Annotated in this window: 16 protein-coding genes and 1 tRNA gene; 11 read left to right on the forward strand and 6 right to left on the reverse strand. The window is 68.5% G+C overall.

The window, feature by feature from the left end:
- The 6 genes from sufB to DPQ23_RS07120 all read left to right on the forward strand — a co-directional run bounded on the left by sufB (window position 1) and on the right by DPQ23_RS07120 (window position 6,051).
- A complete protein-coding gene (gene sufB / locus DPQ23_RS07095; RefSeq protein WP_112874004.1) occupies window positions 1-1,527 on the forward strand; it encodes a Fe-S cluster assembly protein SufB in 1,527 nt (508 codons plus the stop codon).
- A 156-nt stretch (window positions 1,528-1,683) separates the two neighbouring features.
- Entirely contained in the window at window positions 1,684-2,445 is a 762-nt protein-coding gene (gene sufC, locus DPQ23_RS07100) for a Fe-S cluster assembly ATPase SufC (protein WP_112874116.1), read from the forward strand.
- Window positions 2,438-3,766 (forward strand): SufB/SufD family protein, encoded by a 1,329-nt coding sequence (locus tag DPQ23_RS07105; RefSeq protein WP_112874005.1) that lies wholly within the window; start codon window positions 2,438-2,440, stop codon window positions 3,764-3,766. The genes sufC and DPQ23_RS07105 overlap by 8 nt, the downstream gene beginning before the upstream one ends.
- Window position 3,767: 1 nt before the next feature.
- Window positions 3,768-4,265 (forward strand): hypothetical protein, encoded by a 498-nt coding sequence (locus DPQ23_RS07110; protein WP_240602541.1) that lies wholly within the window; start codon window positions 3,768-3,770, stop codon window positions 4,263-4,265.
- An 8-nt stretch (window positions 4,266-4,273) separates the two neighbouring features.
- Complete coding sequence (locus DPQ23_RS07115; protein ID WP_162630665.1) at window positions 4,274-4,843, forward strand: YIP1 family protein; 570 nt, start codon at window positions 4,274-4,276, stop codon at window positions 4,841-4,843.
- The gene (locus tag DPQ23_RS07120; RefSeq protein ID WP_112874008.1) at window positions 4,840-6,051 is read left to right on the forward strand and encodes a cysteine desulfurase; all 1,212 of its coding nucleotides are present in this window, start codon (window positions 4,840-4,842) and stop codon (window positions 6,049-6,051) included. Before DPQ23_RS07115 ends, DPQ23_RS07120 begins: the two co-directional genes overlap by 4 nt.
- A gap of 59 nt (window positions 6,052-6,110) precedes the next feature.
- Here DPQ23_RS07120 and DPQ23_RS07125 read toward each other — a convergent pair whose 3' ends face one another.
- Window positions 6,111-6,713, reverse strand: a complete 603-nt coding sequence (locus tag DPQ23_RS07125) for an NADPH-dependent FMN reductase (protein WP_112874117.1) — start codon at window positions 6,711-6,713, stop codon at window positions 6,111-6,113.
- A gap of 295 nt (window positions 6,714-7,008) precedes the next feature.
- Between DPQ23_RS07125 and DPQ23_RS07130 the strand changes: the two genes are divergently transcribed.
- Window positions 7,009-7,326, forward strand: a complete 318-nt coding sequence (locus DPQ23_RS07130) for a hypothetical protein (protein WP_112874009.1) — start codon at window positions 7,009-7,011, stop codon at window positions 7,324-7,326.
- A 503-nt stretch (window positions 7,327-7,829) separates the two neighbouring features.
- Here the strand turns inward: DPQ23_RS07130 and DPQ23_RS07135 are convergent.
- Window positions 7,830-7,906 (reverse strand) — tRNA-Arg (locus DPQ23_RS07135).
- A 259-nt stretch (window positions 7,907-8,165) separates the two neighbouring features.
- Here DPQ23_RS07135 and rpsB point away from each other — a divergent pair.
- Window positions 8,166-8,981 carry a 30S ribosomal protein S2 gene (rpsB, locus tag DPQ23_RS07140; RefSeq protein WP_240602543.1) on the forward strand — a complete coding sequence of 272 codons (816 nt, stop codon included), beginning with the start codon at window positions 8,166-8,168 and terminating at the stop codon, window positions 8,979-8,981.
- Between the two features lie 70 nt (window positions 8,982-9,051).
- Entirely contained in the window at window positions 9,052-9,933 is an 882-nt protein-coding gene (gene tsf / locus DPQ23_RS07145; protein WP_112874010.1) for a translation elongation factor Ts, read from the forward strand.
- A gap of 281 nt (window positions 9,934-10,214) precedes the next feature.
- Here tsf and clpX read toward each other — a convergent pair whose 3' ends face one another.
- Both clpX and DPQ23_RS07155 read right to left on the reverse strand, forming a co-directional pair.
- Window positions 10,215-11,480 (reverse strand): ATP-dependent Clp protease ATP-binding subunit ClpX, encoded by a 1,266-nt coding sequence (clpX, locus tag DPQ23_RS07150; protein ID WP_112874011.1) that lies wholly within the window; start codon window positions 11,478-11,480, stop codon window positions 10,215-10,217.
- Between the two features lie 180 nt (window positions 11,481-11,660).
- Window positions 11,661-12,290, reverse strand: coding sequence for an ATP-dependent Clp protease proteolytic subunit (locus DPQ23_RS07155; protein WP_112874012.1), 630 nt, complete (start codon window positions 12,288-12,290; stop codon window positions 11,661-11,663).
- A gap of 153 nt (window positions 12,291-12,443) precedes the next feature.
- Here DPQ23_RS07155 and pth point away from each other — a divergent pair, with 153 nt between their 5' ends.
- Together pth and DPQ23_RS07165 are read left to right on the forward strand one after the other, a co-directional pair.
- On the forward strand, window positions 12,444-13,148 hold the full coding sequence (gene pth, locus DPQ23_RS07160) for an aminoacyl-tRNA hydrolase (RefSeq protein WP_112874013.1): 705 nt from the start codon (window positions 12,444-12,446) through the stop codon (window positions 13,146-13,148).
- A 9-nt stretch (window positions 13,149-13,157) separates the two neighbouring features.
- On the forward strand, window positions 13,158-13,523 hold the full coding sequence (locus tag DPQ23_RS07165) for a DUF2237 family protein (RefSeq protein WP_112874014.1): 366 nt from the start codon (window positions 13,158-13,160) through the stop codon (window positions 13,521-13,523).
- Between the two features lie 225 nt (window positions 13,524-13,748).
- Here DPQ23_RS07165 and DPQ23_RS07170 read toward each other — a convergent pair whose 3' ends face one another.
- Entirely contained in the window at window positions 13,749-14,285 is a 537-nt protein-coding gene (locus tag DPQ23_RS07170) for a hypothetical protein (RefSeq protein ID WP_112874015.1), read from the reverse strand.
- Window positions 14,286-14,381: 96 nt separating this feature from the next.
- Complete coding sequence (gene trpB, locus DPQ23_RS07175; protein WP_112874016.1) at window positions 14,382-15,608, reverse strand: tryptophan synthase subunit beta; 1,227 nt, start codon at window positions 15,606-15,608, stop codon at window positions 14,382-14,384.
- Window positions 15,609-15,632 lie beyond the last annotated feature (24 nt).

Raw genomic sequence — 15,632 nt, forward strand, 5'->3', positions numbered from 1 at the left:
ATGGCCGCGTTGGACATGCCCGAACTTGAGGTGCGCGAAGGCGTCGACCGCGAGACGATCGAAACCGTCGCCAGCATGGGGTCCTACAAATACGGCTGGGACACCGAGATCGAGATGGACTATGCGCCCAAGGGCGTGTCCGAGGACATCGTGCGGCTGATTTCACAGCGCAACGAGGAGCCGGAGTGGATGACGGAATGGCGGCTGGCCGCGTTCCGCCGCTGGCAGACGATGGCCGAGCCGCGCTGGGCGATGCTGAACTATCCCGAGATCGACTATCAGGACCAGTATTACTATGCGCGCCCGAAAAGCATGGCGGTCAAGCCCAAGTCGCTGGACGAGGTCGATCCCAAGCTGCTGGCGACCTACGAAAAGCTGGGCATCCCGCTGAGGGAGCAGGCGATCCTTGCCGGGATCGAGGGGGCGGTCGGCACCCCGGCCGAAGGGCGCCGCGTCGCCGTGGACGCGGTGTTCGACAGCGTCAGCGTGGGCACGACGTTCCAGGCCGAACTGGCCAGGGCGGGCGTGATCTTCTGCTCGATCAGCGAGGCGATCCGCAACCACCCGGAGCTGGTGCGCAAGTACCTCGGCTCGGTCGTTCCCCAAAGCGACAACTACTTCGCCACGCTGAACAGCGCGGTGTTCTCGGACGGCTCGTTCGTCTACATCCCGCCGGGCGTGCGCTGCCCGATGGAGCTGTCCACCTATTTCCGCATCAATGCGGAAAACACCGGCCAGTTCGAGCGCACGCTGATCATCGCCGACAAGGGGTCCTACGTCAGCTATCTGGAAGGCTGCACCGCGCCCAAGCGCGACGTGGCCCAGTTGCACGCGGCGGTGGTCGAGATCGTCGTGCTGGAGGATGCCGAGGTCAAGTATTCCACCGTCCAGAACTGGTATCCGGGCGACGAGCAGGGCCGGGGCGGCATCTACAACTTTGTCACCAAGCGCGCCGACTGCCGCGAGGCCCGCGCCAAGGTCATGTGGACGCAGGTCGAAACCGGCTCCGCGATCACGTGGAAATACCCGTCCTGCATCCTGCGGGGCGATGAGTCGCAGGGCGAGTTCTATTCGATCGCGATCACGAACAACGCCCAGCAGGCGGACACCGGGACCAAGATGATCCATCTCGGCAAGAACACCCGGTCGCGCATCGTGTCCAAGGGCATCTCGGCAGGCCGCGCGCAGAACACCTATCGCGGGCTGGTGACGATGCACCCGCGCGCCACGAACAGCCGCAACTATACCCAGTGCGACAGCCTGCTGATCGGCGACAAGTGCGGGGCCCACACGGTGCCCTATATCGAGGTCAAGAACACCTCGTCGCGCGTGGAACACGAGGCGACCACGTCCAAGGTGGACGAGGACCAGCTGTTCTACTGCCGCGCCCGCGGCATGGACGAGGAGGAGGCCGTGGCCTTGGTCGTCAACGGTTTCTGCCGCGATGTGCTGCAGGCCCTGCCGATGGAGTTCGCGATGGAGGCCCAGAGCCTGGTCGCGATCAGCCTGGAAGGCAGCGTCGGCTGACCCCGGCGCAACGAACCTGCGCGCGGCGCGTTGCCTGCGCGCGGGCCATGCCGATCCGGCCGGGCCTGGCCGCACCCCGATGCTGCCGCGCCCGGTGCCGGCACCTCTGACAAGACCGTCCCGCCGCGGGCCGGCGCTGACGAAAAAGGAACGATGATGCTGGAAATCCACGACCTGCATGTCAAGCTGGAAGACGAGGACAAGCAGATCCTCAAGGGCGTCACCCTGAGGGTCCCGGCGGGCGAGGTTCATGCGATCATGGGACCGAACGGGTCGGGGAAATCCACGACCTCGTATGTTCTGGCGGGGCGCGACGGCTATGTCGTGACCCAGGGGACGGCCACGCTGAACGGTCAGGACCTGCTGGCGATGGAACCCGAGGCCCGCGCCGCTGCCGGCCTGTTCCTGGCGTTCCAGTATCCGGTCGAGATTCCGGGCGTCGGCAACATGACCTTCCTGCGGACCGCGGTGAACGCGCAGCGCAAGGCGCGCGGCGAGGCCGAACTGTCTGCGGGCGAGTTCCTCAAGCTGGTGCGCGAAAAGGCCAAGGCGCTGGATATCGACGCCGAGATGCTGAAGCGCCCCGTGAACGTGGGCTTTTCGGGCGGCGAGAAGAAGCGCAACGAGATCCTGCAGATGGCCATGCTGGAGCCGACGATGTGCATCCTGGACGAGACCGACTCGGGTCTGGACGTGGACGCGATGCGGCTGGTGGCGGATGGCGTGAACGCGCTGCGTTCGCCCGAGCGCGCGTTCCTGGTCATCACGCACTATCAGCGCCTGCTGGATCACATCCGCCCGGACGTGGTGCACATCATGGCCGAGGGCCGCATCGTGAAATCGGGCGGGCCGGAACTGGCGCTCGAGGTCGAGCAGAACGGCTACGCCGATATCCTTGCCGAGGTCGCTGATGCCTGACAGCGCCGTGCTCGACATCATGACGCCCTCGGTCGGGGGGCAGGGCGCCCCCGATCCCCTGTCCATGCGGCTGGGCACGCTGCCCCAGGGCGGCGCCACCACGGCTGCGCGCGCCGACGCGCTGGCGCGGCTGCGCGCCATGGGCCTGCCGCGCCCGCGCGACGAATACTGGCGCTATACCGACCCCGCCCCCTTCACCGACGCGACGGTTGCGGCGCAGGCGGTTGACCCTGCCGCGGGCGACCCGCCGCTGTTTTCGGATGTGGACCGCCTGCGGATCGTGTTTCTGGACGGGCGCTTCGATGCCGCCGCGTCGGACGACCTGACGCTGTCGGGCATCAGCATCCTGCCGCTGTCGCAGGCGCAGGCCGAGGCCGGCCATTGGATCGCCGGGGCCTATGGCCGGCTGGAAGCCGCCGGGCAGTCGCCGGTACCGCGGCCCTTTGCGGCGCTGAACACGGCGGCGGCGACCGACGGCGTGGTGATCCATGTCACGGGCCGCGCCGCAAAGCCGGTGCAGATCCTGTACCGCCGCGCCGATGCGGCGGCCGACGTCGTGTGCCACCATGTCCTGCGGCTGGACCCGGGGGCCGAGCTGACCCTGCTGGAAAGCGGCCTGGTCGGCGCGCGCGGCAACCTGGTGATCGAGGCGGACCTGGCCACCGGCGCGCGGCTGCACCACATCGCCGCCCTGCGCGCCGGCCATCCGCGCGTCAGCCTGACGCATCTGTTCGCCCGGCTGGGCGAGGGCGCGCTGCTGAAAAGCTTTTCGCTGTCGGTCGATGGCGCGCACATGCGGTCCGAGGCGGTGATCGACATGGCCGCAGACGATGCCGTGGCCCATGTCGCGGGTGCGATGCTGGGGGACGGGCGGCAGGTCCATCACGACGACACCGTGTTCATCACCCACGCAGGTCTGCGCGGCGAAAGCCGGCAGGTCTTCAAGAAGGTGCTGAAGAACGGCGCCACGGGCGTGTTCCAGGGCAAGATCCTGGTGCGTCCCGGCGCGCAGAAGACCGACGGCTACCAGATCAGCCAGGCGCTGCTGCTGGACGAGGCGAGCCAGTTCCTCGCCAAGCCCGAGCTGGAGATCTATGCCGACGACGTGAAATGCAGCCACGGATCGACCACCGGGGCGATCGACGAGACGGCGCTGTTCTATCTGCGTTCGCGCGGGGTGCCGCGCGAACGCGCGGTGGTGCTGCTGGTGCTGTCGTTCCTGGCCGACGCCCTGGCCGAGATCGACGACGAAGGCCTGCGCGAGCGCATCGCGGAGCGTCTGGAAGACTGGCTGAACACGCGCCCGGCGGCGGTTGGCTAGGATGGCGCTGGTCCCGCGCATCCTGTCAACCTGGCGCGCGCCAGGCGCGACCGTGGCAAGCCTGCGCGGCATGCCCGAGCCGTCGATGCTGGCGTTGCTGATCGGGACCATGGCCGTCTATTTCGTCGCGCAATGGCCGGGGCTGGCGCGCGTGGCGCAGATCGACCCGTCGGTGCCGCTGAATGCGCGGCTGGCGGGTGCGCTGCTGGCCACCCTGTTCCTGATGCCGCTGCTGGTGCTGGCGGTGGCGGGGATCGTGCAGCTGGTCGCGCGGGTGCTGGGCCTGCGCTTGGGCGGGGCCGACTCGCGGCTGGCGCTGATCTGGGCGCTGGCGGCGACCGCGCCGGCCATGCTGCTGGCGGGGCTGGTGGGCGGGCTGATCGGCCCGGGGCCGGGGCTGACGCTGGTCCACGTCGTCAGCGGCCTGGCCTTTGTGCTGTTCTGGGGCACGGGACTGGCCGCGCTGGCGCGCAGGCCGGATCGGCGGCGCCTCTCATGATCGGCCTGATGACCCTGACGCTGCGCGAGCCGCGGCGCGCCTTTGCGCGGCTGCGCGGGCTGGCGCTGCCCCTGTCGGCGCGCTGGGGCCTGGTGGTGATGGCCGCCGCCGCCTCGGCCGTGCTGTCGTTTCTGGGAACGCTGCTGATCCCCGTGCCGGCCGACGCCCCGGCGGACGTGCTGCATGTGCTGTCCGTCACGCCCTGGGCCATGGCCGCGACGCAGGTCGCCTCGGCGGCGCTGGCCGCGTATCTGCTGGCCGAGGTCGGGCGCGTCTTCCGCGGCACCGGCGGCTTTGCCGACGCGCTGCTGGCGGTCGGCTGGATCGAGACGATGATGGTTGCGTTCCAGGCGCTGCAGCTGGCGACGATGCTGGTCCTGCCGCCTCTGGCCGGGCTGATCGGGATCGGGTCGCTGGTGCTGGCGACCGTGCTGGTGGTCCTGTTCACGATGGAGCTGCACGGCTTTCGAAACCCGCTGCTGGTCGTTCTGGGCATCATGGGCACGGTGATGGTCACCGGCTTCATGTTGTCCATCCTGGCGGCGACGCTGGGACTGCTGCCCGAGGTGCCGGTATGAGCTTTGACGTCGAACGCGTTCGCGCCGATTTCCCGATCCTGTCGCGGCAGGTCAACGGGCGGCCGCTGGTCTATCTGGACAACGGGGCCAGCGCGCAAAAGCCGCAGGTGGTGATCGACGCCATCGCCAACGCCTATGGCGCGGAATACGCCAACGTCCATCGCGGGCTGCATTTCCTGTCGAACCTCGCGACCGAGAAGTACGAACGCGTGCGCGGCATCATCGCGCGCTTTCTGAATGCCCCGCATGAGGACGAGGTGATCTTCACCTCGGGCTCGACCGAGGGGATCAACCTTGTCAGCCACGGCTGGGCCGCGCCGCGCCTGGGACCGGGCGACGAGATCCTGCTGTCGGTGCTGGAACACCATGCCAACATCGTGCCCTGGCATTTCCTGCGCGAACGGCAGGGCGTGGCGCTGCGCTGGGTCGAACCCGAGCCGGACGGCAGCCTGCCCGCCGAAAAGATGCTGGCGGCGGTGGGGCCACGCACCCGGCTGATCGCGGTCACCCAGATGTCGAACGTCACCGGCACGGTGGTGGACGTGGCTGCCATTGCGGCCGGGACCGACGTGCCGGTGCTGGTCGATGGCAGCCAGTCGGCTGTACACATGCCCATCGACGTGGCGGCGCTGGGCTGCGATTTCTTCTGCATCACGGGACACAAGCTGTATGGCCCCTCCGGCTCGGGCGCGATCTGGATCGCCCGCGAGCGTCAGGCCGAGATGCGCCCCTTCATGGGCGGCGGCGACATGATCCGCGAGGTGACGCGCGACAGCGTCACCTATGCCGACCCGCCCTTGCGGTTCGAGGCCGGGACCCCCGGCATTGTCAACCAGATCGGCCTGGGCGTGGCGCTGGAATACCTGATGGGCCTGGGAATGGACGCCATCGCGGCCCATGAACGCGACCTGCGCGACCATGCCCGCGCACGGCTGTCGGGGCTGAACTGGCTGTCGGTGCAGGGTGATGCGCCGGGCAAGGGTGCGATCTTTTCGCTGACCATGCCGGGCGCGCACGCCCATGACATCTCGACCATCCTGGACAAGCGCGGGATCGCCGTGCGGGCGGGCACGCATTGCGCCATGCCGTTGATGCAGCATTACGGCCTGCCCGCGACGGCGCGGGCCAGCTTTGCGATGTACAACACCCGCGCCGAGGTCGATGCGCTGGTCGATGGGCTGGAATTCTGCCGCGAACTGTTCGGCTGACCTGTCCGCAGCCGCCCCGCACGTGACGTGCCGGGCGGCTGCGGGGTCGGCCTGATGCGTCAGGCGGCCGCGGCCGGCTGCTGGCGGGCGGCACGGGTGGCGTTGGCCCACCAGGCCAGTTCGTCCAGCATCGCGTTCAGCGAGGGCTGAAGGACGGCCTCAACCTCGGACATCGCGCCATTCTGGCCCAGCGGGCTGACCTTGAAGAACTCGCCGCCCCCCAGGTGAACGGCATTGCGAAGCGGCACCATCTGCAACTCGACAACGATACCGCGCAGATGCTCGATGGCACGGGCCGCGCCGACCCCGCCATAGCCCATGGCCGCCGCCGGCTTGCGCGCCCACTCCGTATAGGCCTGGTCCAGCGCGTTCTTCAGCGCGCCGGTGATGGAGTGGTTGTATTCCGCCGTTACGAAGACATAGCCGTCGAACGTGCCGATCGTGTTCTGCCAGGCGACGGCGCGCGGGTCCTGCGACGGCACCCAGGCGTTCGAGGCGACCTCGTCGAACAGCGGCAGGTCAAAATTGCGTAGATCGACCAGTTCAAAGGTCATGTCCTCGCGCTTGCTGGCCTGTTCCAGCAGCCAGGCGGCGGGCTTGTCGGCGAACCGGGCCTGCCGGGTCGATCCGATGATGATGGCGATGCGGGGTTTGTCCATGATGGTGTCCTCTTGCTCTCGGCAGGGCATGCGCCTGCCATCCGTTCTGTCCCCACCAAGATGAGGGTGCGGTTCTGTTCGATCCAGACGGCGAATGTGGAACTCGGGGTTCGGTCGGACAGAATAGCCCAGGGGTGCCGGGGCTTTGTGCAGGGGGGGATGCCGAAGCGGCGATGCCGTCGCTGGGGACCGCATGGTGACGTGGTAAGGGCAAGGACGCAAAGGGCCGGCCGAACCGCTCGCGCCCCGGGACGTTGGCAGGAGAGCAGGGGAAATGCCGTCATCACGGGGACGAGCCATGGCTAGGCGGGACGCGGACGACCTTGACCGTCAGTTCAGGCGGCTGGAAGGGCATTTGCCCGCAGCGGCCGTGCGGATGGTCCTCTGGGCGCGCAAGCCGTCGTCCCGCCCCTTTCGCATTCCTGCGGGGATCGTGCTGATCCTGGCCGGGGTGCTCGGGGTCCTGCCCCTTCTGGGGTTCTGGATGGTGCCCCTGGGCTTGCTGCTGCTGGCGCAGGATCTTGCGTGTCTGCGGCGGCCCTTGTCGTCGCTCCTCGCCCGGCTGGCCGACTGGCTCGACCGGCGTCGCGGTCCGCGTGATGGCAGGCCCGGATGATGCGCCGGCTGGGCCGCGCGGCCACGCCCGGCGGCAGCTCAACGCCGCACCTTGCTCCGTCACGTCCGGTTTGCGGGGACGCCGAGGGGTGAGGGGTGGGGGGCATGCGGGGCGGCAGCGGCGATTCTCGATCCGCTCGGCCAGCCCGTGGGGACGCACAGCAGGAACAGCCGATCAGGCCGTGGCTGCTGCCGTTCGGCCAAGCCGGCGAGCAACAGGCGGCTGAGCTTTTCCACCTGGCACCCGCGTCAAGGGGGGGCGCGCGAACCCGCCGCGGAAGCGGCCTCAGGAGGCGGGACGGATTGCCTTGCGCGCCCGCCCGATCGCCCGCCTGGACCCCACGTCTCGCGCTGATCGGGTGCGCCCTCTCCCGCCTCGCCCATGTGTGCCGGCAGTGTCGCAGGCGGTATGGCACAAAGGAGAGACGGACGGCGTCGCAGGCAGCTTGAACCGGGAAAGGCAACCCGTGTGAACGGGTCGGAGGACGCTTGCGCCGAGGTGATTGGCGCACCCGACAGGATTCGAACCTGTGACCTCTGCCTTCGGAGGGCAGCGCTCTATCCAGCTGAGCTACGGGTGCCGCGCGGACCTGAATAAGGGAACAGTCGTTGGGCCGCAATGCCCCTTGTCCCCGGGCCCGGTCCCGGACAACCGGGAAACGCAGACGCCATACCCCGGAGGGTCGTGGACAGGCTTGCCTTCGGGCGGCTTTCCGACTAAGGCACCCCCACTTCACAGGCAAGGGCGGGCTGCCGGCGGGAGACATCCGTCGCGGTCCACCGGTTGGGGTTCCCGGCAGGGGCCCTGAATCCCTTGCCGAGGCGCAAACCGGAAAGGACATGGACATGGCGCTTCCTGATTTCTCGATGCGGCAGCTTCTTGAGGCTGGCGTTCACTATGGTCACCAGACGCAACGCTGGAACCCGCGCATGGCGGAGTTCATCTATGGCGACCGCAACGGCATCCACATCATCGACCTGACGCAGACCGTCCCCATGCTGGACGCGGCGCTGACGGTGATTCGCGACACCGTCGCCAAGGGCGGCCGTGTGCTGTTCGTCGGCACCAAGCGCCAGGCACAGAAGGCGGTGGCCGATGCGGCGGAAAAATCCGCGCAGTTCTACATGAACCACCGCTGGCTGGGCGGCACGCTGACCAACTGGAAGACGGTCAGCCAGTCGATCCAGCGCCTGAAGCAGATCGACGAGGCCATGGCCTCGGGCGCCGAGGGCCTGACCAAGAAAGAGCGCCTGGGGATGGAGCGTGAGCAGGCCAAGCTGCAGGCCAGCCTGGGCGGCATCCGCGAGATGGGCGGCCTGCCGGACCTGCTGTTCGTCATCGACGTCAACAAGGAGGACCTTGCGGTCCTCGAGGCCAACAAGCTGGGCATCCCGGTGGTGGCCGTCGTCGACACGAACTGCTCGCCCAAGGGCATCGACTATGTGATCCCGGGCAACGACGACGCGGCGCGCGCCATCGCGATGTACTGCGACCTGGTCGCCCGCGCCGCGCTGGACGGCATGTCGGCGCAGATGGGCGCCGCCGGCGTCGATCTGGGCGCGCTGAGCGACGCCCCGGCCGAGGACCTGGACGACCTGGACGTGGGTGAAGCCGCGGCCGCCGCGGGCGAACAGGCCGCCGCTGTCGACGCCTGATCCCTGCAGATCATCGACCATTCATCAGGCGGGGATCATCCCCGCCTGTCGCATTGAAAAGGAGAGGACCATGGCGATCACCGCAGCGATGGTGAAAGACCTGCGCGAAACCACCGGCGCCGGCATGATGGACGCCAAGAAGGCGCTGACCGAAACCGACGGCGACATGGAAGCCGCGATCGACTGGCTGCGGACCAAGGGTCTGGCCAAGGCGGCCAAGAAATCCGGCCGGATCGCCGCCGAGGGCCTGATCGGCGTCGCCGTGCGCGATGGCGTGGGCGTCGCGGTCGAGGTGAACTCGGAAACCGACTTTGTGGCCAAGAACGAGGAGTTCCAGTCGATGGTCCGCGCGATCGCGCAGGCCGCGCTGCAGGTCGAATCGGTCGAGGCGCTGAACGACGTGGCGGTGAACGGCAAGCCGGTCAGCGGCGTGCTGACCGATGCGATCGCCAAGATCGGCGAGAACATGACCCTGCGTCGCATGGTCCGCGTGACCGGCGACACGGTGGTCAGCTATGTGCACAACGCTGCGGCCGAGGGCATGGGCAAGATCGGCGTGCTGGTCGCGCTCAAGGGCGACAACGCGGCCGAGATCGGGCGCCAGATCGCCATGCACATCGCCGCGACCTCGCCCGCGTCGCTGTCGCAGGCTGACCTGGACCCGGCGCTGATCGAGCGCGAGAAGGCGGTCCTGACCGAGCAGGCGCGCGAATCGGGCAAGCCCGACGCGGTCATCGAAAAGATGATCGTCGGCCGGATGGCCAAGTTCTTCGAGGAGGTGACGCTGCTGGGGCAGAAGTTCGTCATCAACCCGGATCTGACCGTGGCCCAGGCGGCCAAGGACGCCGGCGTCGAAGTGCTGGGCTTTGCCCGCGTGGCCGTCGGCGAGGGCATCGAGAAGAAGGAAGAGGACTTCGCCGCCGAGGTCGCCAACACGCTGAAGGGCGCCTGAGGCCACGGACAGAAAAACAGGAAAGACCGGCCTCAGGGCCGGTTTTTTTCTGCCCTGCGGGCCGGTGGCGACCGCGGGCGCCAGCAGACCGGGCGCAGGGTGGCTGGCGGAGCGGGGTGCCCTGCCAGACTGCGGGACGTCCGCCGCCAACAGGCGGGCCGGCAGGCTGAAGGGCGGGCAGGGGGGCCTCGCTGTACCATGTTGTGTGGCAGCGGTTTCAACAGAAAGGGCCTGCCACGATGGGCAGGCCCTTTGTCCTGTGGTGCGATCGCGGCGCCCGTTCAGCCCGCGACGGCCGGCTCTTTCTTGTGATCGGCATGGATCTGCAGGGGCTTGGCGGCGGGGTTGTCCACGGCTTCCTCGTTCACGACCACCTCGGTCACGCTGTCGAGGCCCGGCAGTTCGAACATGCTGTCCAGCAGGATGTCCTCCATGATGGACCGCAGGCCACGGGCGCCGGTCTTGCGCTTGATGGCGCGCCGCGCGATCGCCTTCAGCGCGTCCTCGGTGAAGGACAGCTTGACGTCCTCCAGATCGAACAGCCGCTGGTACTGCTTGACCAGCGCGTTCTTGGGCTGGGTCAGGATGGTGATCAGCGCCTCTTCGTCCAGGTCGGTCAGGGTCGCGATGACCGGCAGGCGGCCGACGAACTCGGGGATCAGGCCGAACTTCAGCAGGTCCTCGGGTTCGAGCTGCTTGAACATCTCGCCCACGCCGCGGTCGTCGTTGTCCTTGACCGTCGCGCCAAAGCCCATCGCCGTGCCCTTGTTGCGCTGGGCGATGATGCGTTCAAGACCGGCGAAGGCGCCGCCGCAGATGAACAGGATGTTGGTCGTGTCCACCTGCAGGAATTCCTGCTGGGGATGCTTGCGGCCGCCCTGCGGCGGAACGGAGGCGACCGTCCCTTCCATGATCTTCAGCAGCGCCTGCTGCACGCCCTCGCCGGACACGTCGCGGGTGATCGAGGGGTTGTCGGACTTGCGCGTGATCTTGTCGACCTCGTCGATGTAGACGATGCCGCGCTGGGCGCGCTCGACGTTGTATTCGCTGGCCTGCAAGAGCTTCAGGATGATGTTCTCGACATCCTCGCCGACATAGCCGGCCTCGGTCAGCGTGGTGGCGTCCGCCATGGTGAAGGGCACGTCCAGGATGCGCGCCAGCGTCTGCGCCAGCAGCGTCTTGCCGCAGCCGGTCGGGCCGATCAGCAGGATGTTCGACTTGGCGAGCTCGATGTCGGATTTCGCGCTGTGGTTCAGCCGCTTGTAATGGTTGTGGACCGCGACCGACAGCACGCGCTTGGCATGCTCCTGCCCGATCACGTAATCGTCCAGGACCGCCATGATCTCGCGCGGCGTGGGCACGCCGTCGCCGGACTTCAGCCCCGACGACTTGGTCTCCTCGCGGATGATGTCCATGCACAGCTCGACGCACTCGTCGCAGATGAACACGGTCGGTCCGGCGATCAGCTTGCGCACCTCGTGCTGGCTCTTGCCGCAAAAGCTGCAATAGAGCGTGTTCTTGCTGTCGCTGCCGGGCTGATTGGCCATCGTCGTTTCCTTGCCTGTTCTGGTCGCGCCATCCCGTATCGCGGGGGACCGGGGCGATCGGCAGGCGAGTCCGGCCGGGCCGGGCACGCCATCATGGTTCCGCCCATCGTAAAGGCGGCGGTCGGGGGTCACAATCGGAAATGTGACCCGGTTGCCCCGGATACAAGGCCCGCGGGCAGGTCAGCTTTCCGGCACGGCCTTGCCGCGCGGCTCGAGGATCTGGTCGATCAGCCCCCAGTCGCGCGCCTCGTCCGGTGACATGAAGCGGTCGCGCTCCAGCGCCTCCTCGACCTCGGCCAGGGTGCGGCCGGTGTGATGGACATAGATCTCGTTCAGGCGCCGCTTGAGCTTTTCCGTCTCGCGCGCGTGGATCAGGATGTCGGTGGCCTGTCCCTGGAACCCCCCCGAGGGCTGGTGGACCATGATCCGGCTGTTGGGCAGGGAGTGGCGATGTCCCTTTTCACCGGCCGCCAGCAGCAGCGATCCCATCGAGGCCGCCTGTCCGACCACCAGTGTCGAGATGCGCGGCCGGATGTACTGCATCGTGTCATAGATCGACAGGCCCGCCGTCACGACGCCGCCGGGGCTGTTGATGTACATGCTGATGTCCTTGGACGGGTTTTCCGCCTCGAGGAACAGCAGCTGCGCGCAGACCAGCGTGGCGGTGCCGTCATGCACCGGCCCGGACAGGAAGATGATCCGTTCCTTGAGCAGGCGCGAGAAGATGTCATAGGCGCGCTCGCCCCGGCTGGTCTGTTCGACGACCATCGGGACAAGGTTGTTCATGTAGAATTCTGCCGGATCGTGCATCTGCGCCCCTGTCGTATTTGCCACTTTGCCCCATCTGTGATTCTCGGTCGCCGGTCGTGTGATGCGACCCGGTCTAGGGGCGAAAGGTTGACAGAGTCTTAGTTACGGGCGAGGTCCGCCGCAAGGGATGGCTAGAATGCAAGGGGACCGGCGATGCTGCTGATGGTCGGGCTGGGCAATCCGGGGGCGCAGTACGCGGCCAACCGCCACAACATCGGGTTCATGGCGCTGGACCGGATCGCGGCCGACCACGGGTTCTCGCCCTGGCGGGCGCGGTTCCAGGGGCTGGCCGCCGAGGGGCGGCTGGGCGAGGCGCGGGTGACGCTGCTGAAACCGCAGACCTTCATGAACCTGTCGGGCCAGTCCGTCGGCGAGGCGATGCGCTATCTCAAGCTGACGCCGGCCGAGGTGATCGTGCTGCACGACGAACTGGACCTGCCGCCGGGCCGCTGCCGGGTCAAGACCGGGGGCGGGCATGCGGGGCACAACGGCCTGCGCTCGATCCACCAGCACGTGGGCGAGGGCTATCGCAGGCTGCGGATCGGCATCGGCCACCCCGGGCACAAGGACCGCGTGACCGGCCATGTGCTGTCGGATTTCGCCAAGGCCGAGGCGGGGATGCTGGACGACCTGCTGCGCGGCATCTCTGACGGCGCGCCGGCGCTGGCGGCAGGCGACGATGGCCGGTTCGGCAGCGCGCTTGCCGCGCGGACGGGCAGCGCCGCCGCGCCCCGGGCCGCCCCGCGCCCGTCCGCCCCGCAGCCTGCGCGGCCCCCCGCGGGGCTTGCGCCCGACCCGCAGCCTGCCGCAGGATCTGCGGGCGACGCGCTTGGGGCGCTGCGCGATCGGTTCCGATAGGAGACGCGGATGGATGCTTCGCTGAACGTGCTGGGAGGACGGCTTCAACCCTGTTCGACCCAACCGCTGACGGGGTTCTATCGCAACGGCTGCTGCGACACGGGGCCCGCCGATCGCGGCAGCCACACGGTCTGCGTCATCGTCACGGCCGAGTTCCTGGCGCTGTCGAAGTATCTGGGCAACGACCTGTCCACGCCGCGACCGGAGTATGGCTTTGCCGGTTTGAAGCCGGGCGACCGCTGGTGCCTGTGCGCCGGCCGGTTCCTGCAGGCCGCGCAGGAGTTCGCGGCCCCCCAGGTGGTGCTGGACGCCACGCATGCCCGCGCGACCGAGATCGTGCCCCTGGAACTGTTGCGCGCCCACGCCACGTCCTGACAGGACGGCCCGCAGCGGCCATGCCCCTTGCGGCGTGGTCGGCGCCCGGCTGCGTGACCCATGCGCCGCGCCTTGCCGAGCGGCATCGAGGCCGGGTTTGCCATCGATATCGCCGCCCGTCCATGGCGCAGGACGAGGCCGCGCCCTGCGGGCAGCGGCGGCCCTGCCTTGTGGCGGCGGGGCGCCGCGTGGTGTCGGTCCGGGCCAGGGTTCCCGGGGGCGCGGTCAGCCGTCGCTGCTTTCCCCGGCGTCCCCGTCGCCCTCTGCAGCGCCGTCCTCGCTGCCCTCTGCGGCGCCGTCCTCGCCGTCCATCCCCTCCTCGCCTGTGGCGTCGTCCGCGCTGCCGTCCTGACCCGCGGCCTCCTCACCGGCCTCGCCGTCGTCGTCCATCTCGCCCGTCCCGGCTCCGGTCGATCCTCCGCGATCCTCCAGGTCTTCGGGGCTCAGGATGGTGCGGCCGTCCTGCTCGATCAGGCGGCCGGTCGAGGTGTTGTACACCAGCTCGACCGGCACCCCGTCGCGCTGGGCCGTCACCGTCATCAGCACGCCGTCACGGTCGATCTCGACGTCGCGGAAACCCTGCGCCAGCAGCAGCCCCGCGACGGCCTCGTTGTTGGCCATCTGCTCGAGCGTGGGGACCGGCGCCCCCGCAAGCGCAACGGCCGCCGGAGAGCCCGGGTCCGCGGTCGCCGCCGTCCCCTGGGCCGCGGCAGTCCCCGCGGTCAACAGCAATGCCAGTGCGGCCCTGGTCAGCATCGTCATCGGATCGCCTCCTGTAACGGACAGTCACGGTCCAACGCACGCGGGGCGGCGCGGTTCATCCCGCGCCGCCCCTGCGGCATCGTCCCTCGCGGCCGTTCAGGCGTCGATCTCGACGCCCAGGTGGCGGGCAACGGTGAAGATGTCCTTGTCGCCGCGCCCGCACATGTTCATCACGATCAGATGCTCGGGCGGCAGGGCAGGCGCGATCTTGGCGACATGGGCCAGCGCATGAGCGGGTTCCAGCGCGGGGATGATCCCTTCTGTCTCGCAGCACAGGGTAAAGGCCGCCAGCGCCTCGGCATCGGTGATGCTGACGTAATCCGCCCGGCCCACATCCTTGAGCCAGGCGTGTTCCGGCCCGATGCCGGGATAATCCAGCCCGGCGCTGATCGAGCTGCCTTCCAGGATCTGCCCCTCGTCGTCCTGCAACAGGAAGGTGCGGTTGCCGTGCAGGACGCCGGGGCGCCCCCCGGTCAGGGACGCGCAGTGCTGCATCGTCTCGTCCACGCCCTTGCCGCCCGCCTCGACCCCGATGATCCGAACGGAACGATCGTCCAGGAACGGGTGGAACAGCCCCATCGCGTTCGACCCGCCCCCGATCGCGGCGATGATCGTGTCGGGCAGGCGGCCTTCGCGGTCCATGATCTGGGCCTTGGTCTCGCGCCCGATGATCGACTGGAAATCGCGCACCATGGCGGGATAGGGATGCGGTCCCGCGACCGTGCCGATGCAATAGAACGTGTCGCGCACGTTCGTCACCCAGTCGCGCAGGGCGTCGTTCATCGCGTCCTTCAGCGTGCCGCGGCCGGATCGGACGGGGATCACCTCGGCCCCCAGCAGGCGCATGCGGAAGACGTTGGGCTGCTGGCGTTCCACGTCATGGGCGCCCATGTAGACCACGCATTTCAACCCGAAGCGCGCGCAGACGGTGGCGGTGGCCACGCCGTGCTGGCCCGCGCCGGTTTCCGCGATGATGCGGGTCTTGCCCATGCGGCGCGCCAGCAGGATCTGGCCCAGCACGTTGTTGATCTTGTGGCTGCCGGTGTGGTTCAGCTCGTCGCGCTTCATGTAGACGGTCGCGCCGCCCAGCCGTTCGGTCAGCCGCTCGGCCTTGTAGAGCGGCGAGGGCCGGCCGACGTAATGCGTCCACAGGTCGTCCATCTCGGCCTTGAAGGCGGGATCGGTCTTGGCGCGTTCGTATTCGGCCTGCAACGCCAGGATCAGCGGCATCAGCGTCTCGCTGACAAAACGCCCGCCGAAGATGCCGAAGCGGCCTTGCTCGTCCGGGCCGGTCATGAAGCTGTTGATCAGGTCGTCGGCCATCGGCTGTCCTCGCAAGGGCCGGGG

The organism is Paracoccus endophyticus (assembly GCF_003286075.1).
GTDB lineage: Bacteria > Pseudomonadota > Alphaproteobacteria > Rhodobacterales > Rhodobacteraceae > Paracoccus > Paracoccus endophyticus.

Bases quoted from the DNA above. Each gene is read 5' to 3' on its own strand.
- sufB (WP_112874004.1), top strand. From the start codon at position 1: ATGGCCGCGTTGGACATGCCCGAACTTGAGGTGCGCGAAGGCGTCGAC.
- sufC (WP_112874116.1), top strand. From the start codon at position 1,684: ATGCTGGAAATCCACGACCTGCATGTCAAGCTGGAAGACGAGGACAAG.
- DPQ23_RS07105 (WP_112874005.1), top strand. From the start codon at position 2,438: ATGCCTGACAGCGCCGTGCTCGACATCATGACGCCCTCGGTCGGGGGG.
- DPQ23_RS07110 (WP_240602541.1), top strand. From the start codon at position 3,768: ATGGCGCTGGTCCCGCGCATCCTGTCAACCTGGCGCGCGCCAGGCGCG.
- DPQ23_RS07115 (WP_162630665.1), top strand. From the start codon at position 4,274: ATGACCCTGACGCTGCGCGAGCCGCGGCGCGCCTTTGCGCGGCTGCGC.
- DPQ23_RS07120 (WP_112874008.1), top strand. From the start codon at position 4,840: ATGAGCTTTGACGTCGAACGCGTTCGCGCCGATTTCCCGATCCTGTCG.
- DPQ23_RS07130 (WP_112874009.1), top strand. From the start codon at position 7,009: ATGGCTAGGCGGGACGCGGACGACCTTGACCGTCAGTTCAGGCGGCTG.
- rpsB (WP_240602543.1), top strand. From the start codon at position 8,166: ATGGACATGGCGCTTCCTGATTTCTCGATGCGGCAGCTTCTTGAGGCT.
- tsf (WP_112874010.1), top strand. From the start codon at position 9,052: ATGGCGATCACCGCAGCGATGGTGAAAGACCTGCGCGAAACCACCGGC.
- clpX (WP_112874011.1), bottom strand. From the start codon at position 11,480: ATGGCCAATCAGCCCGGCAGCGACAGCAAGAACACGCTCTATTGCAGC.
- DPQ23_RS07155 (WP_112874012.1), bottom strand. From the start codon at position 12,290: ATGCACGATCCGGCAGAATTCTACATGAACAACCTTGTCCCGATGGTC.
- pth (WP_112874013.1), top strand. From the start codon at position 12,444: ATGCTGCTGATGGTCGGGCTGGGCAATCCGGGGGCGCAGTACGCGGCC.
- DPQ23_RS07165 (WP_112874014.1), top strand. From the start codon at position 13,158: ATGGATGCTTCGCTGAACGTGCTGGGAGGACGGCTTCAACCCTGTTCG.
- DPQ23_RS07170 (WP_112874015.1), bottom strand. From the start codon at position 14,285: ATGACGATGCTGACCAGGGCCGCACTGGCATTGCTGTTGACCGCGGGG.
- trpB (WP_112874016.1), bottom strand. From the start codon at position 15,608: ATGGCCGACGACCTGATCAACAGCTTCATGACCGGCCCGGACGAGCAA.